Raw genomic sequence first — 21,807 nt, forward strand, 5'->3', positions numbered from 1 at the left:
AAACAATCATACATATTGACGATTTTTTTCTTGGTGGTATATTGAGGTTAGTAAGCTTAATGAAGCGACATGTACGTTTATAGGAGGGGTTATATGAAGTTACCACAAGGACTAATTGTCTCATGTCAGGCATTACCAGATGAGCCACTACATTCATCTTTTATTATGAGTAAGATGGCTTTAGCAGCAAAAGAAGGGGGTGCTGTAGGTATTCGCGCAAATACAAAAGCGGATATTCAAGCTATTAAAAAAGAGGTAGACTTACCGGTTATCGGTATCGTAAAGCGTGATTACCCAAACTCCTCAGTGTTTATTACAGCGACTCGAAAAGAGGTAGATGAATTAATCGAGAGTCAGTGTGAAGTCATTGCGTTAGATGCGACACTGCGAGAACGTCCAGAAGAAGATTTGGATTCATTAGTAAGTTATATTAAAGCACAAGCGCCTCAAGTAGAAATTATGGCGGATATTGCAACGGTTGAAGAAGCACGCAATGCAGATCGTTTAGGGTTTGATTATATTGGTACGACATTACACGGTTATACCGAAGAAACGACAGGCCAATTTTTATACGATAATGATTTTGAGTTTTTAACAGCAGTGTTAGACAATGTAGGTCAAAAAGTAATCGCTGAAGGCAATGTCATTACACCGGAAATGTTAAAAGCGGTATTCGATAAAGGGGTTTATGCCTCGGTTGTAGGTGGTGCCATTACACGTCCGCGTGATATTACAAAGCGTTTTGTAAATATGATTAAGGAGAATGGTTAAGCTATGAAAATAACAAATTTAGGCTCAATGCAAAAGGCGTCATTTTATGTTGCTTGTGAACTTTACCAACAAATTTTAAAACAACCTGCTTCAACGCTTGGTCTTGCAACAGGTGGCACAATGGTAGAAATGTATCGTGACCTAGTGATGTTATTATCCAAAAATCATTTAGATGTTTCTCAAGTAGAAACGTTTAATTTAGACGAATATATCGGTGTAGAACGCGAGCACCCTCAAAGTTATCATTACTATATGCATGAGATTTTATTTGATCGTTATCCAGGGTTTGTTGCTTCTCAAATACATCTCCCAGATGGCATGGCGGATAGTATTTCTGAAGAATCACAGCGTTATGAACAACTCATTAATGAAAAAGGGCCAATTGATATTCAAATTTTAGGTATTGGACAAAATGGACATATCGGTTTTAATGAACCAGGTACTCCGTTTGATAGTTTAACGCATTGTGTGGATTTAACAGACAGTACGATTGCAGCTAACAGTCGTTATTTTGAGCGTTTAGAAGATGTACCTAAACAAGCCATTTCAATGGGATTGCAGTCGATTATGAAGGCAAAGCGTATTATTTTACTTGCGTTCGGTGAAACAAAGAAAAAAGCCATCACACATTTGGCGAATGGCCATATTACGACAGATGTGCCTGCTACTATATTACGTGAACATCCAAACGTCGAAGTGTATGTAGATGATGCGGCAATGCCGGACCACCTCACTTAATTCAAATTTGCAAGCGTTTAAAAACATCAATCAAGGGTAAATATGTTAACGTATTCGTATAAAACAAATACCTATGGAGGCTGATTTACTCATGGAATTACAATTAGCGATTGATTTATTAAATAAAGAAGAAGCAGCAGAACTTGCTAAAAAAGTAACGGATTATGTAGATATCGTTGAAATTGGTACACCTATCGTGATTAACGAAGGCTTACTATCTGTTCAACATTTAAAAGATAACGTTAAAGATGAAGATGTTAAAGTATTAGCTGACTTAAAAATTATGGATGCAGCAGACTATGAAGTAAGCCAAGCGGTTAAATTTGGCGCAGACGTTGTTACTATTTTAGGTGCAGCAGAAGATGCTTCAATTAAAGCAGCAGTTGAAGAAGCGCATAAACATGGTAAAGAATTATTAGTAGATTTAATTGCTGTTCAAGACATTGAAAAACGTGCAAAAGAATTAGACGAAATGGGTGCTGACTATATTGCAGTACACACAGGTTATGATCTTCAAGCACAAGGTCAATCACCATTAGATAGTTTAAGAAAAGTAAAATCTGTTATTAAACAATCTAAAGTTGCAGTAGCGGGTGGTATCAAACCAGATACAATTAAAGACGTTGCAGCTGAAAATCCTGACTTAGTTATTGTTGGTGGCGGTATCGCAAACGCTGATGACCCACGTGAAGCAGCAAAAATTTGCCGTGAAGCGATTGATGGTAAATAATATGCCAACACTTAATTATCAATTAATTTTAAACGAACTTGAAACAACTTTAGGTCATATTAAAGATGATGAAGTTGAAGCGCTCCAACAAAAAATACTAGATGCCAATGCGGTATTTGTATCTGGTAAAGGACGCTCAGGATTTGTTGCGAATAGTTTTGCAATGCGTCTTAATCAATTAGGTAAAACAGCGCATGTTGTTGGTGAATCAACGACGCCTTCTATTCAAGATGGCGATGTTTTTCTAGTGATTTCAGGTTCAGGTTCTACAGCGCATTTAAAATTACTTGCTGAAAAAGCAAAAGAAGTCGGTGCTTCTGTTGTACTTATTACAACAAAACCAGATTCTGCGATTGGTACATTAGCTGATTTAAGTATCGAATTACCAGCAGGTACAAAACATGATGCTGAAGGATCACAGCAACCATTAGGTAGTTTATTTGAACAAAGTGCATTAATTGCACTAGACAGTCTTGTATTAAACTTACAAGAAGCGCTATCTATAGATGAAAAAACAATGCAACAAAATCATGCAAATTTAGAATAAATTGTAGATGAATGAGACCTCTTAAAGATAGGGGTCTCATTTTTGTATATGATAAAATAAAAGGACATTATTAACGGTTGGTGAGTTATATTGAAATTATTAACCCATATTGCTAAGTTTGCTCAAGAAACCCCACAGCATATCGCATTGTGGGTGGATCAACACAAAATATCTTATGAGGCCCTTTGGTTAGAAGCGCAACGCCAATCCGAAGTGCTCCCGTCAGATTGCCAGAATCAACGGATTGCGATTGCTTTTCAAGATATTCAGTCGTGTATGATCGCTTATATTGCAATACATATCAAAGAAGGCATTCCATGCGTCTTCGATCCAACGTGGAGTGCAGAACGCCAACATCTGTTATGTGAGCGTTATGATATTACGATGATTTGGAATGATGCAGGGTTACAATACATACAAGATGTTCAAACCCATATAGCATCACCTCCACAACTTCTACATATCGGTTTTACATCTGGAACGACTGGTGATCCAAAAGCTTTTTATAGAGATGAACCTTCTTGGATTGCGTCTTATGAGGAAAACGAGGCATTAATGTCTAACATGTCACAACATGCTACTATGGTGGCGCTTGGACCTTATGCGCATTCATTAACGTTGTATGTTATCGTTTATGCCTTGTTTTATGGAAGAACGTTTGTGGGTGAAAATGAGTATAGTATAGCGCACGTTGTCGACAAAATAGAAGAGATACAGTCTCCTTGTGCTTTATTTTTAGTACCTACAATGATTTATGATTGGATACGCCATCATCAAAAAAGTAACTTGATTCAATATGTTTTTGTATCAGGGGATAAATTATCTGTTCAATTACATCAACAAATGAAAGTATTATTACCAGCTGCGATGATTTATGAGTTTTTTGGTACGTCCGAAGCGAGTTTTATTAGTGTGAATAGAGATCAACAAGAACCTTTAGCGTCAGTGGGACGACGATTTCCTTCTGTTAATGTTCATATTGCGCACCCTGATGAGGAAGGTATTGGTGAGTTGTACATTCAAAGTCCAATGACCTTTTCAGGTTATGTTGGCGAAACGAAACCAGACTGGATTCAAACGGGTGACTATGCTTCAATACGTGACGATATTCTTTATTTACATGGGCGTTTACAAGATATGATGATTATTGGTGGCAAGAATATTTATCCACTAACGGTTGAGTATCATTTAAAGAAATTAACTGAAATTGAAGAAGTAGTGGTGGTGAGGGAGAAACATCATAAGTTTGGTGAAATCGCTGTCGCCCTTTATATTGGCCAGGAACTGTCATATCGAGAGATGCGATCACAACTTCAACACTATGTGACACGTTATGAGATACCGTCTAAGCTTATTCAGGTGATTAATTTGCCTTACACTGCGAGTGGTAAAGTGTCTCGTCGTGAAGCACAACAATTGTTTGATAAGGGGGAATACGATGGATAAAGCCGTGATTATAGCAGCCAAACGAACGCCGATAGGTTTATATGGTGGTCGTTTGAAGAAGTGGGAACCAGAAGCCTTATTAAAGCCACTGTTTCAACATTTTCAACAACATTTACCATGCGATTTAGAGGCATTAGACGATGTGATTTTAGGTAACGTTGTAGGAAATGGTGGCAATATTGCGCGTAAAAGTTTATTAGAAGCAGGCATCGATGTCAAAGTACCAGGGTTAACTGTAGATCGACAATGTGGTTCAGGTCTTGAAGCCATTCATTTAGCGTGTCGGTTTGTTGAATCAGGCGCAGGTGACTTTTATATTGCAGGTGGTGTTGAAAGTACAAGTCGTGCCCCTTGGAAAATGAAGCGACCAACGTCTTTATATCCTTCTGAACCACCATCCTTTTATGAACGCGCGTCTTTTGCCCCTTCACATCAGGATCCTTCGATGATAGAAGCGGCTGAGAATGTGGCCACGACATATGATATTTCTAGAGATGATCAAGATGCATTTGCGTTGGAAAGCCACCGTAAAGCTACGAAAGCGATGGAAGCAGGATATTTCAGTCAGGAAATGGTGCCACTTAAAGTTGGAGGAGAATGGATGACACAAGATGAGGGGATAAAACCGCATCTTGAGTTGCGTCGGTTGAATCGTCTGAAACCTTTATTACCTAACGGCACAGTGACAGTAGGTAATAGTTGTTTAAAACATGATGGTGCTGCGATGGTTGTGATCATGTCTCAACAAAAAGCGAAAGCATTAGGCATCACTGAGGGCTTGCTGTTTAAAGATTATGTGATTGAAGGCGTAGAACCTAACCTTTTAGGTATTGGTCCTGTACCAGCAGTGTCCACACTTTTAAACCGTCATCACCTGACAATGGATCATATTGATGCTGTTGAGATTAATGAGGCATTTAGTTCTCAGGTATTAGCTTCTCAAAGACAATTAGGTATAGCGTCTGATCGATTCAATCGGTATGGTGGTGCTATTGCGATGGGTCATCCATATAGTGCGAGTGGTGCTATTTTAGTAACGCGTTTATTCTATATGACGCATCAACATCGCACTTTAGCAACAATGGGCATCGGAGGAGGTATGGGCAATGCCGCATTATTTGAAAGATGGTCAACGGGAACATCGATGGTTGAAGATTGATAAAACAGCATTAACACAATATCAAACTTATTTTGGTATGATGGCAACTAAAACGATTCCGATGCTTTTCTTTGCACGATATTGGCCTGATTTTGATTTGTTTAAGGCGCTTAGTCATGAAGCGCTTTATTTAACAGAGACTGTGGTTACAGAGACACAGCCACTAATGTATGATGAGTGGATTGAAGCCACACTTGAAATTAAAACAATTCGCAAAATCAAACAGTTCGAACGCTATCAATTCGAATTACAATTACCCAAGCAAAATCGTATTACACAAATATTTGTGAAGCGGGTGAAATAATGCATTTTAGTCAAAGAGATGTAGAAGATTATCTTAATATCGTACAAGATGACAATCCGATTCATACAGAAATTGTACCTGGTCAATTAGTAGTTGAAACAGTATGGATACAGCTCAACATGCGACCACGTGTATTTCATGTGCAATATCAAAAACCAATTATGATTGATGAATGTTTAGAGATACATAAAGCAGCCAATACAGTCTCCGTTTATAATAAAGAGGGTGAAGGTAAAATTACAATTAAAGTGAGCGAATAAGTAGCAATGATTCTCTCATCAAAAAGAGGTTGAGACCTCACGTGTAGTCATTAAGACCATTGTGATATCTCAACCTCTTGTTTTATAACTTAGATGATGTTCAAAGGATTAGACTTCTGTTACTTCTACGTCAATTTTTTCAATTCGGTTTGAAGCCCCATGATCGACAGGGCCAACGAAGTCATTCATTTTCCAACCATTTTTAATAGCAGAAGCAACAAAAGCTTTGGCATTCACTACAGCATCTTTAGGTGACTGACCATTAGCTAAGTTTGCTGTTGTTGCTGCTGCAAATGTACAACCCGCACCGTGATTGTAACTTTGTTGGAACATTTCAGTTGTTAATTGATAAAAGCGTTCACCATCATAATACAAGTCATAAGATTTATCTTGATCAAGGGCTTTACCGCCTTTAATGACAACATGTTGAGGCCCTTTTTCATGAATCAATTGAGCTGCTTTTTTCATCTCTTCAATTGACGTCAATTTTCCAAGGCCTGATAATTGCCCAGCTTCAAATAAGTTAGGTGTGACGATGGTTGCTTTTGGGAGTAAATATTGAATCATTGCTTCAGTATTTCCCGGGTTTAATACTTCATCTTCTCCTTTACATACCATTACTGGATCAACTACAAAGTAATCCGCATTAGATTCATCAAAAGCTTCCCCAGCACGTTTGATAACGTCTTCTGAGCCTAACATACCTGTTTTAATGGCGTCTGGACCAATGCTGATAGCAGTTTCAAGTTGCTTATTAAGCACATCAAATGGTAAAGGTGTCACATTATGTGACCATGTTTTAGGATCCATAGTAACGATGGCCGCAAGTGCTACCATACCATATGTGTCGAGCTCTTGAAATGTTTTTAAATCTGCTTGCATGCCTGCACCAGCACTTGTGTCAGACCCAGCAATTGTTAATACTTTTTTTAATGACATAAACACTACACTCCCTTTGTAGAGGTTAAAACATATATATGAGCACCTTAAACATTGTCGTTTTACTCACAATTGTAGTGCTCTCAATTAACCTCATTTTATGATCTTTGTTTCTTTAATAGTATCACGTGTACGCTATGATAGAAAATGTTTTATTTGATGATAAACGAGGGATTGAACGGAGGATATGTGTTAAAATATGGGCTGAGGTGAATACGATGGAATGGTCGACAATTTTTCATAATATAAAAGAACGTCATGATTTTAAAGAAATGCATGATTTTCTAGAAAAAGAATATGCTACTGAGATTGTATATCCAGATAGAGAGAATATATATCAGGCATTTGATTTAACGCCTTTTGAAAATGTTAAAGTTGTTATTTTAGGCCAAGACCCTTACCATGGACCTAACCAAGCACATGGATTAGCTTTTTCAGTTCAACCAAATGCGAAATTTCCACCTTCATTACGTAATATGTATAAGGAATTAGCAGATGATATTGGTTGCGTACGTCAATCGCCACATCTTCAAGACTGGGCAAGAGAGGGCGTACTGTTGTTAAATACAGTATTAACTGTACGAAAAGGAGAGGCACACTCACACCGGAATATAGGCTGGGAAACATTTACCAATGAGATTATCCAAGCCGTTTCAGATCATAAAGAGGGCGTTGTGTTTATACTGTGGGGTAAACCAGCTCAACAAAAAATTAAATGGATAGACCAATCTAAACACTATATTATAAAATCACCACATCCAAGCCCGTTATCTGCACATCGTGGCTTTTTCGGATCTAAGCCTTATTCAACGGCTAACCATTACCTTAAAGAACAAGGTCAAACACCAATTCACTGGTGCGAACGAAAGGAAGACCATAATGAATAAAGAAAAATTATTACAATTACTTGAAGAAGAGCTTGTTCAAGCGGATGAGGCATCGAGTAATGCGGAATTTGATAAACATATGTATACCATTTATAAATTAACTGCTTTATATACAGGATCCACAGATTCCATTACCGCTCAAAGCTCAAGTGAACGTCCTAAGCCATCCGTGTCTTCAACTACACAACAAACCAATCAAGTGACCGATGAAGAAATTCGCATGATGGGTGGTAAAGTTTCATCTTCCACACCGTCTACGAAAACGAAAGATAATCGTATGGTCACAGACGATGAAATCGGCAATGGAGAATCTATTTTTGACTTTTAAGGAGGTTTTATAGTGAAAGTATTTATTATTTTAGGTGCGTTAAATGCGCTAATGGCAGTAGGTACAGGTGCCTTTGGTGCGCACGTCTTAGAAGGAAAGCTTACAGAGCACTATTTATCAGTGTGGGAAAAAGCAACTACTTATCAAATGTATCACGGATTAGGCCTTATTTTAATTGGTGTCATTGCAGGTACATTAAATATTAATCTTGGCTGGGCTGGATGGTTAATGTTTTTAGGTATTATTTTCTTTAGCGGTTCACTGTATATCTTATCATTAACAGGTGTAAGTGTACTCGGCGCTATTACACCAATTGGTGGCGTATTATTTATTATCGGCTGGCTGTTATTAGCGATTGCAGCTTTTAAAATATAATAACAAGACATGATGAAATAAGACGAGTGAAGGTTTAAAGCTGCTTCACTCGTTTTTTAACGAATTATATTTTATAAAAAGGTACTGATGAATGTATCATAAGCAGTGATTATTTGACTTTACAGGTCAAGTTGCATATGCTTTACCTTTCTAAACCACTTAAATTTATGAAAATCTATTTGTTACTAAAAAATACATTTGGGTATATAACTATCTAGGGGTGAAAATAATGGGAAAAAGAAATAAAAAACCAGACCGAGGAGATTTGCAGCCCAACTTGTCTGAGAAGTTTGTGTGGGCCATAGCGTATGGTTCATGTATTGGTTGGGGCTCATTTATACTGCCCGGTGACTGGATTCAATCATCAGGTCCGATTGCGGCTTCGATTGGGATATTTATCGGTGCCCTTTTAATGATTGTCATCGCCGTAAGTTATGGCGCGCTTGTTGAACGTTTTCCAGTTTCAGGTGGCGGATTTGCTTTTAGTTTCTTAGGTTTTGGACGTTATGTCAGTTTCTTCTCATCATGGTTTTTAACATTTGGTTACATATGTGTTGTTGCCTTGAATGCGACAGCGTTTAGTTTATTGATTAAATTCTTACTACCGGATTTTATTGAGTTTGGAAAATTATATACCATTGCAGGATGGGATGTTTATATTACTGAAATTATCATTGCATCTGTTTTATTATTGTTATTTATGTTTATTGCTATTAAAGGTGCAAGCGTCTCAGGCACGTTACAATATTATTTCTGTATCGCAATGGTCATTGTGGTTATTTTAATGTTTATCGGTTCATTTTTCGGATCTAACTTTGATTTAAATAACTTAAAACCATATACAGGACCAGATTATGGATGGTTCCAAGCTATCATTATGATTGTAGCTGTAGCACCATGGGCATACGTTGGATTCGATAATATCCCACAAACAGCTGAAGAATTCGACTTTGCACCCAATAAAACATTTAAATTAATCGTGTATAGTTTACTTGCAGCTGGTGTCACATACGTTTTAATGATTTTATATACAGGCTGGTTAGGCAGTGGTGACAGTGATCTATGGTTAACAGGTTCAGTCACTAGAGAAGCGTTTGGTACAATTGGTTTAGCTGTATTAGCAATAGCGATTATAATGGGTATTTTTACCGGATTAAATGGCTTTTTACTGAGCTCAAGTCGTCTGTTATTCTCAATGGGACGCTCAGGGATTATGCCAACTGTATTCAGTAAATTACACCCGAAATATAAAACACCATATGTTGCAATTATTTTCTTAGTTGTTTTAACATTAATTGCACCATGGTTAGGTCGTACAGCGTTAACTTGGATTGTAGATATGTCCTCAACCGGTGTATCTATCGCTTATTTCGTAACTTGTCTCGCAGCAGCGCGTTTATTTACATTTGATAAAAATAGTAAAGCTTATGGACCCGTTTACAAAGTCTTTGCGATTATCGGTTCAATTATTGCGTTTATCTTCCTAATGTTATTATTATTACCATTTTCACCAGCCGCATTATCAATGCCGTCATTAATTGCATTAGTCGGTTGGACATTACTAGGATTAGTGTTCTTCTTTATCCGCTTACCTAAATTAAGAAAAATGAATAAAGAAGAATTGACGCAATTGATATTGGACACAAATAAAAAAGATGTTGAACGTATGATAGATGAATAAATGAAAAAAACTGGGGCATTGTGAAATGCTCCAGTTTTTGTGTATATAGGATTAATAATCTTTAGAAACTTGTTGCATTAATTTTCTAACTATTTCAAATTTTAACTGTGATTTTGCTTGAATGTACTATATAATGAGATACAAGTTATCGCTTTAATCAATATTGTAATGGAAACATAGGGAAATAGAAAGGGGGAAGTCATGAAGTATTTAACATTACTGAATACAACGTTAAAAGTGCGTTTGATTTCAAACTTTTTTCAAATCATGATTACCACTGCGTTTATGCCTTTTATAGCTTTATATTTAAGTGAAATGATAAGTACTCGATTTTCTGGGACATTTTTAACGATACTTGTGCTATTAAATATACCTATAGGCTTATTCGGTGGACATATTATTGATGTTTTTTCAAAGAAGCATACGATTATTATCTATCAATTAATCATGACAATCGCATTATTAATGATGGCGATTGCGTTAATGGGAAGTATCAACAATTTAGTCATATTCTGTATCGGTTATACTATTTTCAGTCTTGTATGGGGATTACAATTTCCGGCTATGGAAGCGGTCATTATGGATGCCATAACACCTTCAGTAGAACATATTGTTTATAAATTAGATTATTGGTTGGGAAATGTAGCCACTGCTTTAGGCATCTTTTTAGGAAGTTATTTATACTATGTTAATAAACCTATCATTTTATTGATAGCGACAAGTATATTTTTTATGGTGCTTTTAGCTTTTGTAAAATGGATACCTAAACAAGTCTCTGGTGTTTCAAGTGAAGAAAATTATAAGTTAAAAGAAATGTTTCAAAATTACGCAGGTGTTTTTAAAGATAGTAGATATTTGATACTTATACTTGGCTCTAGTTTATTAATCTCGGCTGAATTTTCGACATCATCTTATGTGGCATTGCGTCTTCAAAAAACGTTTGCTTCTATCTCGATATTCAATATACAGGTTGATGGGGTAAAAATGTTTTCATTCATTATGATTGTTAATACGATTGTCGTTGTCTTTGCGTCGTATATTGTGATGAAAGGATTTAATGTTTTTAAAGAGAAAACGTATGTTGTCATCGGGTTGTTATTGTACCTTATTGGTTATGTTAATATCACGCATTTAAATACGTTTTATCTTTTAATCATTGCCATGATCGTGGCTACGATTGGTGAAATTATATATTCGCCTGTAGTTGAAGAGAAGAAATATAAAATGACACCTACCTATGCAAGAGGGTCTTATTCAGCTATCGGTAATTTAGGATTTAGCGTAGCGGAATTAATTGCGCGTCTCGGTATCATCATAGGTACACTTTTAACCCCTGCAGGCATGAGTATGTATATGTTAGTCATTATATTAGTAGGAGTAGTAGGGATATATGTATCAGCGTTTAATATTAAACAAAAGAAAGTGGGGGCGTAACAGGCAATAACTACGTGTAAAAAATAAACTATTTAAGGGGGAGAGAGCGTGTATCATTTTAGTTTACAAGTACGTGAAGACATTAAATTAGTCTATCCAACGCTAGAACATGCCGAAGAAATATTTGAAGCAATGGATCAAAATCGACATCATCTTAGTCAATATCTAGACTGGGTTGAAGGCATGGAAACGGTCGAAGATGAAATAAACTTTTTACAGTTAACGTTAGAAAAACAAGCACGAGGTGAAGCAGCGTTGTTTTTGATTTATAAAGGCGCGCAATTTATCGGGATGATTGATCTGCATCAGTTTAATAAAGAAGACCATTTTGCAGGGGTAGGGTATTGGCTTATTGAATCACATACTGGTAACAATATTATGACAGATGTCCTTAACAAAGTATGTGACATTGCTTTTAATCAATTAAAATTAAATAAATTAAAACTTAAAGCTGAAGTGGACAATATTGCCAGTAATAAAGTCGCTTTAAAAGCAGGTTTTCAATTAGTCGGCACGTTTTCTCAAGAGCTCTTTCGTCCTAAATACGATACGTATGTGGATATCAATGAGTATGAGTTACTTCAAAGTCAGCGAAGCGTGCTATAAATGTGTACATAATGTGACAATCGTATTGGGCCATGCTAATTATTAATAAAAAATCAACAAAATTTCAATATTACTATCCCCAAATACGTCAAAACATGATACATTAGTAGTAAGCAAAAGATATGTTGAGTAGATACATATTATTTTGTGTTTTTCATTTTCAAAAAAAGTTCTCCAATAAAAAAGGGCCTGATTATTTTTGTAGCGTAGCGACTACAAAGATTAAATCAGGCCTATTTGAATTTTATTAGCGATTCGTTTTAATGATATTTGTATATAAAATTTCAGCCATTTCCTCTGGAGGTTGTAGACATCCTTCTGACAACCAACTATAAATAATTGTTAAATGTCCTCCGATAGTATACTGTACAAACCGCTCCATATATTTTAAATGAGGCAAACTTTCTAACATCGTTTGATAGGCTCGCTTTGTGATCGACACATATTGGCGAATAAAATCCCTATGAAATCGAATGACAACAACCGCATTAAAAAAGGTTTGATAGTGTTTAATATAAAGAAAAAGCACTTTAAATGTTTGTAATAGCTTCTCTTTTATTTTTTCTAATGGATAATGTTCAATGATGTTTTTTAGATTTTCAAGTAGTATAGCGTAGTTATTCATATGATATTGCGTCATCGTATTAAACAGTTGATATTTATCTTCAAAATAAGCATAAAATGTTGAACGATGAATGCGACTTTCTGCACAAATCATTTTAATGGTTATTTCATCTAATCGATAGGATTCTAATAATGTTACCATAGCTGAAAAAATTTTGTAGCGTGCTTTTTGCTTATTCATATAATCACCCATGTTATTATAATATAATTTTTAATCCGACACATTTATAAAAATTGTTTGTGCAAATAGGTAAAGACTATCATTTATAATAATGAATGTCGAATTTTAAAGAAAGGATGTTAGTAATAATGAAGAAAATTATTACAATTAATATTATATCAATCATTGTTTTGATTGTTATTGGTGTAGTTGGTTTTTATTTTTATAACCAATCTGTCAATTACATCAAAACAGATAATGCACAAGTAGATGGAGAACAAGTTAAGATAGCAAGCCCAGCACCAGGAAAAATTTCAAAATTAAACGTTAAAGAGGGCGATGTATTATATAAAGGTGATACAGTGGCTCAAGTTCAAGCGCAATCAGAAGATGGTCAATCACAATCAATGAATATTGACATGCCTACAAAAGGGACAATCGCTAAACTTGATGCTCAAGAAGAAGGTGTCGCTCAAGCAGGTCAACCGATTGCGTATGCATACAATATGGATGATTTATATGTAACGGCTAACGTAGATGAAACAGATATTCAAGATGTGAAAAAAGGCCAAACTGTTGATGTATCTATCGATGGTCAAGATGCCAAAATTAAAGGTGAGATAGAAGGTCTTGGTAAGGCAACTGCTTCTAGCTTTTCATTAATGCCTTCATCTAATAGTGACGGCAATTATACGAAAGTGACACAAGTAGTGCCTGTACGTATTAAATTAGATAATCAACCATCAAACGGTGTAGTACCAGGAATGAACGCAGAAGTGAGTATACACAAAAATTAAGGAGGGATACTATGTTCATAGTGATATATAGTGTGATTGCCCTCATACTCGTTATACTGCTTAATATACTGCTTGTAAAACGTAAGCGAAAACCGTCTGATAACCAAACTACAAATCAAACATTTGAACACCACTCAGTAGAAGAGGATGATCAACCTCTTGAGCATATGGACACTCAAAAAGCTCAGGATGAAGATCATGATACCATCTATCACCATGAGGCGTATCATACTGAGCATGATGACGCGTCTTTATATGAACAAGATGCTCATCAAAATAAAGATACAGAACAACCACGTTATGTGAATGAAGAAGTAAAAGATGCTTCACAAGATTATGTGTTTAAAAAAGGTATCACGCGAAATAAAATATTAGTTGCGATGTTATTTGGGATGTTTATTGCGATATTAAACCAAACATTGCTTAATACAGCACTTCCTAAAATTAATACCGACTTTAATATTTCGGCTTCTACTGGTCAATGGCTAATGACTGGATTTATGTTAGTGAATGGTATACTCATTCCAATTAGTGCATTTTTCTTTAATAAATATTCGTATCGACGTTTATTTTTATTCTCAATGCTCATTTTTACCATTGGTTCATTAGTATGTGGCTTAGCATGGAATTTCCCAATTATGATGACAGGCCGTGTGCTTCAAGCGATGGGGGCCGGCATCTTAATGCCATTAGGTACAAATGTATTTATGACTATATTTCCACCTGAAAAGCGTGGTATGGCAATGGGAACGTTAGGTATTGCGATGATTTTAGCGCCCGCACTTGGTCCAACGTTATCAGGGTATGTTGTAGAACGTTTTGATTGGCATATTATGTTTTTCGGTATGTTTGTTGTAGGTTTACTCGCTTTAGCGGTAGCATACGGTTGGTTTGGTATTTATCAAGCGACAACAAAACCAAAGGCAGATGTGCCTGGTATTATCTTTAGTACGATTGGTTTTGGATCGTTATTATATGCTTTCAGTGAAGCGGGTAACGACGGATGGACATCCACAAAAATTATTATTATGTTAATCATTGGGGTTATTTTTACAGCCGCTTTTGTCGTAAGAGAGATGACAATGCGTGCGCCAATGTTAAACTTTGAAGTCTTAAAATACTCCGGATATACTTTAACGACCGTTATTAATATGATTGTGATGATGAGTTTATTTGGCGGTATGATTTTATTACCATTATATTTACAAAATCTAAGAGATTTTACAGCATTAGATTCAGGGCTATTACTACTCCCTGGTGCGTTAATTATGGGGGTAATGGGTCCTGTAGCAGGTAAATTACTCGATAAAATAGGGATTAAACCATTAGCGATTGTAGGTCTTGTGATTACCACATATGGAACATGGAAGTTAACACAATTAACAATGGATACGCCTTATTCAAGTATTTTAATGATTTATATCGTTAGATCATTCGGTATGAGTTTTATTATGATGCCGTTAATGACAGCAGGTATGAATGCATTACCTTCTCGTTTAATTTCTCATGGTAATGCGCTATTGAATACAATGCGTCAATTAGCAGGTTCAATTGGTACAGCAATTCTTGTAACTGTCATGACGCAACAAACGACAACACACTTAGCAACATTTCAACAAGATTTAGATGCCACAAATCCATTTATAAAAGATCAAGTTCAAGCAATGGCCCAACAATTTGGCGGTGAATCCGGTGCTATGGGAGCGATTGTGAAATTTATGAACCAACTCGCTTCAGTAGATGGCGTGAATAGTGCATTTTGGGTTGCCACTGCGTTAAGTGCTTTAGCTTTAGTATTGAGCTTTTTCTTACGTGGCAAATCACATTACATGTCAAACGAATAATGAAGAAGAAAGATTTGAGGTTGGAGACAAAGGTCGTCCAACCTCAAATTATAATATAGGGATAGGTTAACGGTGAGACAAATAGTGAGTGGTTTTTATTAAAATTAATATCAACGTGATCAATAAGAATAAAAAACCAAGCGGAATTAAAAAGAAGGGTTCATGTAGTAGTCCTTCCTGGTCAACATAACTGCCGATGAATGCTTTCATCATAAAGCTAATAATACTTAGAGATAAGCATAAAACAATGAAAAACTTTAAATTTAAAAATTTCATTTTAAATAATTCCTTTCCTAATATTTGTTTGAGTATATTTAAAAATTATAAAAATGACATCGTCCTAGGGCAGTATATGTATAAAAGTGGTATATCTCAATGAAAAAGGTGGTCCTCTAATCTAACTCATACTAGATTAGAGGGCCACCTTTAAAATTGGTTGATTATGCGTCAATTTGCGCATTCATTTTCGCATTACGATCGATAATGCGATCATAGTATTTGTCATAAAGTTGCAGTTCATCCTGAGTAACGGGGGCCATATTAAGTTGACCGCCCATATCTTTAATAGCGTATAACAACTTAAACATAACATCTTGTACCGTTATGTCATGACCTAATAAAGAAGATAAGGAAGCCATACAATTTGGGTCTATATCAGGATACTTGAATTTTGTATCGGCATCTTTTAATGCATGTTCATAAAAAGATTGCATTAATTGTGCTCTTTCAGCGCCTGAGCCTTCTACACAAAGGTATATTTGAACAGCTATACCGCCACGTACGCGTCGTTGAGAAATACCAGCAAATTTTTGATTATTAATGCTCAGGTCATATTTTCCTGGGCAATAAGAATGTGTAATTTCGTGTGTATCAATCTCAACATCTTCATCTTCAAACATTTTACAAATTAGAAGGTACATAACTGTGAAGGCTTCGTCGATTTTAATTTCAGTTTTACCTTTGAAAATCAAAGAAATGTTTAAAATGCCTTGATCTAAAACAACACCTAAGCCTCCAGAATTGCGCACGATGGCATTATAACCTTGTTGGTTCGTTAAGAAATGAATACCATCTTTTAAAAAAGGTAATCGTGAGTCGTGAATACCTAAAATGACCGTATGTTGATGAACCCAAGTACGCACAACATTAGGGGATAAATCACTACCCACGCGCTCTGAAAACGTATCATCAAATGCAAAAGATTGCATGGGCTCAAGACCAGAGGAATGGTCAATGTAGCGCCATGCAATATCATTAAAATATTTTGAGACTAAGTCCATTATTGTAAGCTTTGAGCAGCTGTAATAATAGATAAGTTATATACGTCTTCTGATGAGCAACCACGTGATAGGTCGTTAACTGGTGAATTAAGACCTTGTAGTACTGGACCTACAGCGTCAAAACCACCTAAACGTTGAGCGATTTTGTAGCCGATGTTACCTGCTTCTAAGCTTGGGAAAACAAATACATTGGCATCACCTTGAATTTTAGCATCAGGTGCTTTTTTCTGAGCAATTTCTGGAACGATTGCAGCATCAAATTGGAATTCACCATCGACAACAACATTTGATAGTTGTTCTGATTCGATTTTGTCTTGAGCAAGTTGAACTGCTTCTGCAACTTTTTCAGTGTCATCAGATTTTGCAGAACCTTTAGTTGAAAAGCTAAGCATTGCAACACGTGGGTCCATACCGAAACTTTGTGCAGATTTTGCAGTTTCGATAGCGATTTCTGCTAAATCTTGTGCTCCAAGTTCAGGGTTGATTGCGCAATCACCAAAGATATATTGTTGATCGTCTTTCATCATGAAGAAAATACCAGATGTTTTTGATACACCAGGTTTTGTTTTGATAATTTGTAATGCAGGTCTAACTGTGTCTGCTGTAGAATGAGCAGCACCACTTACTAATCCGTCTGCTTGACCAGCATATACAAGCATTGTACCGAAATAGTTTACATTATTTAATAATTCTTGAGCTTGTTCTTCAGTTGCTTTACCTTTACGACGTTCTACGAATTTAGAAACTAAATCTGCTTTTAATTCGCTTTGGTCTGGTTGAATAACTTCAATACCTTCAATGTTTAAGTTTTTGTCAGAAGCTAATGAGTTAATGTTGTCTTTGTTACCTAATAAAATAGGTGTGACATAATCAGATGCTTGTAAATCTACTGCAGCTGATAGTACTCGTTCATCTTCACCTTCTGGAAGTACAATACGTACGTTTTTTCCTGAAAGTTTGTCTTTTAATACATCTAATAAACTAGACATAATTGTCCTCCTCTACTTTCCTTCAACATAAAATTCCATGTATTATTATACGCTATTTAATGCTAGATTTCCAAGACAAGATTTGTCCCTTATTTAAAGGCATATCTCCTGCTTTAAATTCATTTTGAAGTATAATAGTAGAGAGGATGAAATTTTGACATAATGCGAAACGTTGTCAGTCAACGTTTGAAATATTGTCATCATAGTTGTGTTTTTCTAAATAAGTTAAGATATGATAAGATTTAAATAGTAATGATTATAAAATGTTTAGGAGTGTTTTTATGAGTCATGCAGCAGAGACTTTAGATGGTTGGTATAGTTTACATTTGTTTTATGCAATTGATTGGGCAAGTTGGCGTTTAGTACCAGAAGAGGATCGCCAAGAGATGGTAGCAGACTTTGAATCATTACTTAAACGTTTCAAAGAAGCTAAACAGTCTGGCGAAGGCGATCAAGTTGTTTATAATGTAACAGGCCAAAAAGCTGATTTATTATTATGGTGTTTACGCCCAGAAATGAAAGATTTAACAGCAATTGAGACTGAAATTAATAAATTACCAATTGCCGATCACTTCATTCCGACATATTCTTACGTTTCTGTCGTTGAGTTAAGTAATTATCTTGCTGGCGATTCGGATGAAGATCCTTATGAAAACCCACATATTAAAGCGCGTTTATATCCAGAACTACCAGAAAGAGAATACATTTGCTTTTACCCAATGAATAAACGTCGTAATGAAACATACAACTGGTATATGTTACCAATGGAAGAGCGTAAGAAGTTAATGTACGATCACGGTATGATTGGCCGTAAATATGCTGGTAAAATCAAACAATTTATTACTGGTTCCGTTGGCTTTGATGATTATGAATGGGGCGTTACATTATTTGCTGATGACGTATTACAATTCAAAAAAATTGTTTACGAAATGAGATTTGATGAAACAACAGCACGTTACGGCGAATTTGGTAGCTTCTTTATTGGTCATTTACTAACTGACTTTAATGAGTTATTTAAAATGCCAAACGAATAAATAGCTAGTCGATATAGATATTTGATTTAAAATAATGCTCTGAGAAATGATAATGTATCGTTATTTCTCAGAGTTTTTTTATTTTGTAAGCGTGCAGTTAAGATAATATTAAATGTGCATAAGTCGACTTAAATAAAAAAATACATATTTAAAGCACACAATCATGCTATTCATGTTATAGTTATAACATTAATGTGACACAGACAAGGGGGTAAGTATCCATGCAATCAGAGAAGCAAAAATTAAAACCAACGATTGGATTGTTTACAGCAGTAACAATCATTGTTGGTACAATTATTGGATCTGGCGTATTCGTGAAGCCAAGTTCTGTCCTTGAATATGCTGGGACTAGTAATATGGCTTTATGGGCTTGGTTGATTGGAGGTATCCTCACTTTAGCATCAGGTTTAACGATTGCAGAAGTGGGGGCACAGATTACACGTACAGGTGGACTGTATGCCTATATGAAAGATATTTATGGTTCATTTTGGGGGTTTTTAACAGGTTATACCCTTACTGTCTTATATGGTCCGGCTATTATTGTATCGCTCATATTATTTTTAGGTATATTAATTACAAACTTTTTCGGTTTAAGTGCATTTTTAACCATTCCAATTGGTGCCGGCATTTTTCTATTTTTACTCATTGTTAATATCATTGGCACATATTATGCGAATGGTATTCAAAATATCACCACATTGGCTAAGTTGATTCCCATTTTTGCGATTGTGATATTCGGTCTCATTTTTGGTGGTGAAGGTGTCTTTGGCCACGATGTGACAGAAGTTATTTTAAATAATGATGGTACGGTTAATTTTGGTCGCGCCGTGCTTGCAACATTGTTCGCATATGATGGGTGGATTATGTTAACTACAATGTCTGGTGAAATGAAGCGTCCTCAAAAAGATTTACCATTAGCAATGTTAATCGGTATTTTAATTGTATCGTTCGTTTATATAATGATTAATGTAGCTATTTTTAAAATATTACCAGCATCTGAGGTTTACTTATTAGGCAATAGCGTGAGTGTTGAAGCTGCAACCATCGTATTTGGGAGTGTAGGTGCTAAAATTGTCAACATTGGTTTGATCGTGTCAATTATTGGTACGTTAAATGGTAAGTTAATGACCTTTCCACGTATTCCTTTTGCGATGGCGCAAGATGACTTGTTGCCAGGATCAAAGTATGTGCAATATATTAGTAAGAAGTTTGAAACACCAATTGGTGCACATCTTGTCATGATGGTTTTAACTTTAATCATTTTAGTATTAAGTATTTTATTCCCAACTGTATTTGATGCAGATTATTTATCGGAAATCACAATTTTTATTATTTACTTTTTCTATATTGCTTCTTTTGTTGGTTTATTTATATTACGTCGTAAAAACCACGGGAAACCGCGGTCATATTCTGTACCGTTTTATCCTGTATTACCAATCTTAGCAATGCTTGGTGGGTTGTTTATTATTGTTAATACTTTAATATCTGATCCCCTTGGTTCAGCCATTGCGATTATCGGTTTATTGATTGGTATACCGATATATCTCTTAAAGGTAAAACGTAAATCAACATCTAAAAAATAGAATGTGGGTGGTAATGAATGGTAGAAAAACAGCCGACTGATCAAGAAATCGCGAATATAGCGATACTTGCTGGTCGTATATTATTAGAGTGTAATGCAGAGGCAAGCCGAGTTGAAGATACAATGAAGCGGATTGCAGCAAGTTACGGTTATGAAGAAACTTATGGCTACGCGCTGAATATATTTATCAATTTTTCGTTATCACCTGATCATGATACGCGAACGGTTAAAATTAAAAAAAATGACACCAATCTACGCAAGGTATTTGAAGTGAATGAAATCTCACGCCAAATTTCTAAACAAATGTTAAGTTACGAAGAAGCTTATAAGATGTTGAAACGAATAGATAAAGCCTCAACGCGCTATCAATTATGGCATAAAATGCTTTTTGCAGGCTTAATTTCGATGGGATTCTTATATTTACAAGATGCAAGTTGGAGCGATTTATTTCCAGCTGTATTAGCAGGAGGACTCGGTTATTTCGTAACAGAATGGATGAAAAATAAACAACTCACATTATTTATCCCCGATTTTTTAGGTGCTTTAGTAATTGGCGTCATTGCCGTAATGCTTAATCGATGGTTTGATAACCCTAATATTGGGGCTACGATTACTGCAGCAGTGATGCCTATTGTACCTGGAGTACTCATTACAACTGCCATACAAGATTTATTCGAAAGGCATATGCTCATGTTTACCGCGAAGTTTTTAGAAGCGATTGTGACATCCTTTGCGATAGGGGCTGGCATTACCACAGCCATTATTCTTTTATAGGAGGTTGACTATGCTGTTTTTAACATTTATATCAAGTTTTTTAACCTCTTTTGGATTCGCGTTTATTTATGACGCACCTAAACGATTATTTTGGCAAGCAGGTGTCTGCGGTGGTCTAGGATATTTAGTTTATTATATGAGCAATAGTCTTTTGCATATTGATAGTATCTATGCAAGCTTATTTGGCAGTTTTGTGTTAGGCGTAACATGTCATTTAATGGCGCGCTTATATAAATCACCGGTCATTCTTTTTATGGTTCCGGGCATTATTCCGTTAGTGCCAGGAAGTATCTTTTTTAAAGGGGCACAAAAATTGTTAACGCTAGAATTCAATGAAGCGAGTGATATTTTTGTACGTGCAACGTTAATTGCGGGAGCGATTGCTGTTGGATTGCTCTTTTCAAATCAACTCGCGAAGTCTTTTAATACTAAGCCAGTCCGCATGTTAAGTAAAAATGTTCATAGATCTAATTAATCTAAGTCTATTGAGAGGTTGGAGATGAAGTGCTAGCCCACGC

General features: G+C 35.8%; 25 protein-coding genes. 20 read left to right on the forward strand and 5 right to left on the reverse strand.

Annotated features, from left to right (window positions below; all coding sequences use genetic code 11):
• The first annotated feature begins 93 nt into the window (after positions 1-93).
• The 8 genes from ACEE93_RS00785 (at position 94) to ACEE93_RS00820 (ending at position 5,955) form a co-directional block, all read left to right on the forward strand.
• A complete protein-coding gene (locus tag ACEE93_RS00785) occupies positions 94-771 on the forward strand; it encodes an N-acetylmannosamine-6-phosphate 2-epimerase (RefSeq protein ID WP_449155354.1) in 678 nt (225 codons plus the stop codon).
• A 3-nt stretch (positions 772-774) separates the two neighbouring features.
• Positions 775-1,509 carry a glucosamine-6-phosphate deaminase gene (nagB, locus tag ACEE93_RS00790; protein WP_449155355.1) on the forward strand — a complete coding sequence of 245 codons (735 nt, stop codon included), beginning with the start codon at positions 775-777 and terminating at the stop codon, positions 1,507-1,509.
• 91 nt (positions 1,510-1,600) lie between these two features.
• Positions 1,601-2,239 carry a 3-hexulose-6-phosphate synthase gene (hxlA, locus tag ACEE93_RS00795; protein WP_449155356.1) on the forward strand — a complete coding sequence of 213 codons (639 nt, stop codon included), beginning with the start codon at positions 1,601-1,603 and terminating at the stop codon, positions 2,237-2,239.
• Position 2,240: 1 nt separating this feature from the next.
• Positions 2,241-2,786: a 6-phospho-3-hexuloisomerase gene (gene hxlB / locus ACEE93_RS00800; protein WP_449155357.1), complete on the forward strand. Its 546-nt coding sequence runs from the start codon at positions 2,241-2,243 to the stop codon at positions 2,784-2,786.
• 90 nt (positions 2,787-2,876) lie between these two features.
• Entirely contained in the window at positions 2,877-4,232 is a 1,356-nt protein-coding gene (locus tag ACEE93_RS00805; protein WP_449155358.1) for an AMP-binding protein, read from the forward strand.
• A complete protein-coding gene (locus ACEE93_RS00810) occupies positions 4,225-5,391 on the forward strand; it encodes a thiolase family protein (RefSeq protein WP_449155359.1) in 1,167 nt (388 codons plus the stop codon). The genes ACEE93_RS00805 and ACEE93_RS00810 overlap by 8 nt, the downstream gene beginning before the upstream one ends.
• Positions 5,339-5,695 (forward strand): hypothetical protein, encoded by a 357-nt coding sequence (locus tag ACEE93_RS00815; RefSeq protein WP_449155360.1) that lies wholly within the window; start codon positions 5,339-5,341, stop codon positions 5,693-5,695. The genes ACEE93_RS00810 and ACEE93_RS00815 overlap by 53 nt, the downstream gene beginning before the upstream one ends.
• Complete coding sequence (locus ACEE93_RS00820; protein ID WP_449155361.1) at positions 5,695-5,955, forward strand: hypothetical protein; 261 nt, start codon at positions 5,695-5,697, stop codon at positions 5,953-5,955. Before ACEE93_RS00815 ends, ACEE93_RS00820 begins: the two co-directional genes overlap by 1 nt.
• A gap of 108 nt (positions 5,956-6,063) precedes the next feature.
• On the opposite strand, the gene thiD is transcribed toward ACEE93_RS00820, so the two are convergent.
• Positions 6,064-6,894 carry a bifunctional hydroxymethylpyrimidine kinase/phosphomethylpyrimidine kinase gene (gene thiD, locus ACEE93_RS00825; RefSeq protein WP_449155362.1) on the reverse strand — a complete coding sequence of 277 codons (831 nt, stop codon included), beginning with the start codon at positions 6,892-6,894 and terminating at the stop codon, positions 6,064-6,066.
• Between the two features lie 218 nt (positions 6,895-7,112).
• Here thiD and ACEE93_RS00830 point away from each other — a divergent pair, with 218 nt between their 5' ends.
• The 6 genes from ACEE93_RS00830 (at position 7,113) to ACEE93_RS00855 (ending at position 12,205) form a co-directional block, all read left to right on the forward strand.
• Positions 7,113-7,781 carry a uracil-DNA glycosylase gene (locus ACEE93_RS00830; RefSeq protein ID WP_449155363.1) on the forward strand — a complete coding sequence of 223 codons (669 nt, stop codon included), beginning with the start codon at positions 7,113-7,115 and terminating at the stop codon, positions 7,779-7,781.
• Entirely contained in the window at positions 7,774-8,109 is a 336-nt protein-coding gene (locus ACEE93_RS00835; RefSeq protein WP_449155364.1) for a DUF5327 family protein, read from the forward strand. The genes ACEE93_RS00830 and ACEE93_RS00835 overlap by 8 nt, the downstream gene beginning before the upstream one ends.
• A gap of 12 nt (positions 8,110-8,121) precedes the next feature.
• A complete protein-coding gene (locus tag ACEE93_RS00840; protein ID WP_449155365.1) occupies positions 8,122-8,484 on the forward strand; it encodes a DUF423 domain-containing protein in 363 nt (120 codons plus the stop codon).
• 229 nt (positions 8,485-8,713) lie between these two features.
• Complete coding sequence (locus ACEE93_RS00845) at positions 8,714-10,165, forward strand: APC family permease (RefSeq protein WP_449155366.1); 1,452 nt, start codon at positions 8,714-8,716, stop codon at positions 10,163-10,165.
• 201 nt (positions 10,166-10,366) lie between these two features.
• Entirely contained in the window at positions 10,367-11,599 is a 1,233-nt protein-coding gene (locus ACEE93_RS00850; RefSeq protein ID WP_449156335.1) for an MFS transporter, read from the forward strand.
• Positions 11,600-11,647: 48 nt separating this feature from the next.
• Positions 11,648-12,205: a GNAT family N-acetyltransferase gene (locus ACEE93_RS00855; protein WP_449155368.1), complete on the forward strand. Its 558-nt coding sequence runs from the start codon at positions 11,648-11,650 to the stop codon at positions 12,203-12,205.
• 247 nt (positions 12,206-12,452) lie between these two features.
• Here the strand turns inward: ACEE93_RS00855 and ACEE93_RS00860 are convergent, their stop codons facing one another.
• The gene (locus tag ACEE93_RS00860) at positions 12,453-13,010 is read right to left on the reverse strand and encodes a TetR/AcrR family transcriptional regulator (RefSeq protein WP_449155369.1); all 558 of its coding nucleotides are present in this window, start codon (positions 13,008-13,010) and stop codon (positions 12,453-12,455) included.
• Between the two features lie 128 nt (positions 13,011-13,138).
• Between ACEE93_RS00860 and ACEE93_RS00865 the strand changes: the two genes are divergently transcribed.
• Together ACEE93_RS00865 and ACEE93_RS00870 are read left to right on the forward strand one after the other, a co-directional pair.
• Entirely contained in the window at positions 13,139-13,786 is a 648-nt protein-coding gene (locus ACEE93_RS00865; RefSeq protein WP_449155370.1) for an HlyD family efflux transporter periplasmic adaptor subunit, read from the forward strand.
• Between the two features lie 11 nt (positions 13,787-13,797).
• Entirely contained in the window at positions 13,798-15,630 is a 1,833-nt protein-coding gene (locus tag ACEE93_RS00870; RefSeq protein ID WP_449155371.1) for a DHA2 family efflux MFS transporter permease subunit, read from the forward strand.
• Positions 15,631-15,696: 66 nt separating this feature from the next.
• Here the strand turns inward: ACEE93_RS00870 and ACEE93_RS00875 are convergent, their stop codons facing one another.
• The 3 genes from ACEE93_RS00875 to pta all read right to left on the reverse strand — a co-directional run bounded on the left by ACEE93_RS00875 (position 15,697) and on the right by pta (position 17,899).
• On the reverse strand, positions 15,697-15,906 hold the full coding sequence (locus ACEE93_RS00875) for a DUF3955 domain-containing protein (protein ID WP_449155372.1): 210 nt from the start codon (positions 15,904-15,906) through the stop codon (positions 15,697-15,699).
• 164 nt (positions 15,907-16,070) lie between these two features.
• Complete coding sequence (locus ACEE93_RS00880) at positions 16,071-16,910, reverse strand: lipoate--protein ligase family protein (protein WP_449155373.1); 840 nt, start codon at positions 16,908-16,910, stop codon at positions 16,071-16,073.
• Entirely contained in the window at positions 16,910-17,899 is a 990-nt protein-coding gene (pta, locus tag ACEE93_RS00885) for a phosphate acetyltransferase (protein ID WP_449155374.1), read from the reverse strand. The genes ACEE93_RS00880 and pta overlap by 1 nt, the downstream gene beginning before the upstream one ends.
• A gap of 281 nt (positions 17,900-18,180) precedes the next feature.
• On the opposite strand from pta, the gene hemQ reads away from it, so the two are divergent.
• The 4 genes from hemQ to ACEE93_RS00905 all read left to right on the forward strand — a co-directional run bounded on the left by hemQ (position 18,181) and on the right by ACEE93_RS00905 (position 21,764).
• A complete protein-coding gene (gene hemQ, locus ACEE93_RS00890) occupies positions 18,181-18,933 on the forward strand; it encodes a hydrogen peroxide-dependent heme synthase (protein ID WP_449155375.1) in 753 nt (250 codons plus the stop codon).
• Positions 18,934-19,154: 221 nt separating this feature from the next.
• On the forward strand, positions 19,155-20,516 hold the full coding sequence (locus ACEE93_RS00895) for an APC family permease (protein WP_449155376.1): 1,362 nt from the start codon (positions 19,155-19,157) through the stop codon (positions 20,514-20,516).
• 17 nt (positions 20,517-20,533) lie between these two features.
• Positions 20,534-21,289: a threonine/serine exporter family protein gene (locus ACEE93_RS00900; RefSeq protein ID WP_449155377.1), complete on the forward strand. Its 756-nt coding sequence runs from the start codon at positions 20,534-20,536 to the stop codon at positions 21,287-21,289.
• Positions 21,290-21,293: 4 nt separating this feature from the next.
• Positions 21,294-21,764 carry a threonine/serine exporter family protein gene (locus ACEE93_RS00905; protein ID WP_449155378.1) on the forward strand — a complete coding sequence of 157 codons (471 nt, stop codon included), beginning with the start codon at positions 21,294-21,296 and terminating at the stop codon, positions 21,762-21,764.
• The last annotated feature ends 43 nt before the right edge of the window (positions 21,765-21,807 follow it).

This window comes from Staphylococcus sp. 11262D007BW (assembly GCF_053547815.1).

Excerpts from the sequence above, each read along its gene's own strand:
- ACEE93_RS00785 (WP_449155354.1), top strand. The coding sequence starts at position 94 with ATGAAGTTACCACAAGGACTAATTGTCTCATGTCAGGCATTACCAGAT.
- nagB (WP_449155355.1), top strand. The coding sequence starts at position 775 with ATGAAAATAACAAATTTAGGCTCAATGCAAAAGGCGTCATTTTATGTT.
- hxlA (WP_449155356.1), top strand. The coding sequence starts at position 1,601 with ATGGAATTACAATTAGCGATTGATTTATTAAATAAAGAAGAAGCAGCA.
- hxlB (WP_449155357.1), top strand. The coding sequence starts at position 2,241 with ATGCCAACACTTAATTATCAATTAATTTTAAACGAACTTGAAACAACT.
- ACEE93_RS00810 (WP_449155359.1), top strand. The coding sequence starts at position 4,225 with ATGGATAAAGCCGTGATTATAGCAGCCAAACGAACGCCGATAGGTTTA.
- ACEE93_RS00815 (WP_449155360.1), top strand. The coding sequence starts at position 5,339 with ATGCCGCATTATTTGAAAGATGGTCAACGGGAACATCGATGGTTGAAG.
- ACEE93_RS00820 (WP_449155361.1), top strand. The coding sequence starts at position 5,695 with ATGCATTTTAGTCAAAGAGATGTAGAAGATTATCTTAATATCGTACAA.
- thiD (WP_449155362.1), bottom strand. The coding sequence starts at position 6,894 with ATGTCATTAAAAAAAGTATTAACAATTGCTGGGTCTGACACAAGTGCT.
- ACEE93_RS00830 (WP_449155363.1), top strand. The coding sequence starts at position 7,113 with ATGGAATGGTCGACAATTTTTCATAATATAAAAGAACGTCATGATTTT.
- ACEE93_RS00835 (WP_449155364.1), top strand. The coding sequence starts at position 7,774 with ATGAATAAAGAAAAATTATTACAATTACTTGAAGAAGAGCTTGTTCAA.
- ACEE93_RS00845 (WP_449155366.1), top strand. The coding sequence starts at position 8,714 with ATGGGAAAAAGAAATAAAAAACCAGACCGAGGAGATTTGCAGCCCAAC.
- ACEE93_RS00850 (WP_449156335.1), top strand. The coding sequence starts at position 10,367 with ATGAAGTATTTAACATTACTGAATACAACGTTAAAAGTGCGTTTGATT.
- ACEE93_RS00860 (WP_449155369.1), bottom strand. The coding sequence starts at position 13,010 with ATGAATAAGCAAAAAGCACGCTACAAAATTTTTTCAGCTATGGTAACA.
- ACEE93_RS00865 (WP_449155370.1), top strand. The coding sequence starts at position 13,139 with ATGAAGAAAATTATTACAATTAATATTATATCAATCATTGTTTTGATT.
- ACEE93_RS00870 (WP_449155371.1), top strand. The coding sequence starts at position 13,798 with ATGTTCATAGTGATATATAGTGTGATTGCCCTCATACTCGTTATACTG.
- ACEE93_RS00875 (WP_449155372.1), bottom strand. The coding sequence starts at position 15,906 with ATGAAATTTTTAAATTTAAAGTTTTTCATTGTTTTATGCTTATCTCTA.
- ACEE93_RS00880 (WP_449155373.1), bottom strand. The coding sequence starts at position 16,910 with ATGGACTTAGTCTCAAAATATTTTAATGATATTGCATGGCGCTACATT.
- pta (WP_449155374.1), bottom strand. The coding sequence starts at position 17,899 with ATGTCTAGTTTATTAGATGTATTAAAAGACAAACTTTCAGGAAAAAAC.
- hemQ (WP_449155375.1), top strand. The coding sequence starts at position 18,181 with ATGAGTCATGCAGCAGAGACTTTAGATGGTTGGTATAGTTTACATTTG.
- ACEE93_RS00895 (WP_449155376.1), top strand. The coding sequence starts at position 19,155 with ATGCAATCAGAGAAGCAAAAATTAAAACCAACGATTGGATTGTTTACA.
- ACEE93_RS00900 (WP_449155377.1), top strand. The coding sequence starts at position 20,534 with ATGGTAGAAAAACAGCCGACTGATCAAGAAATCGCGAATATAGCGATA.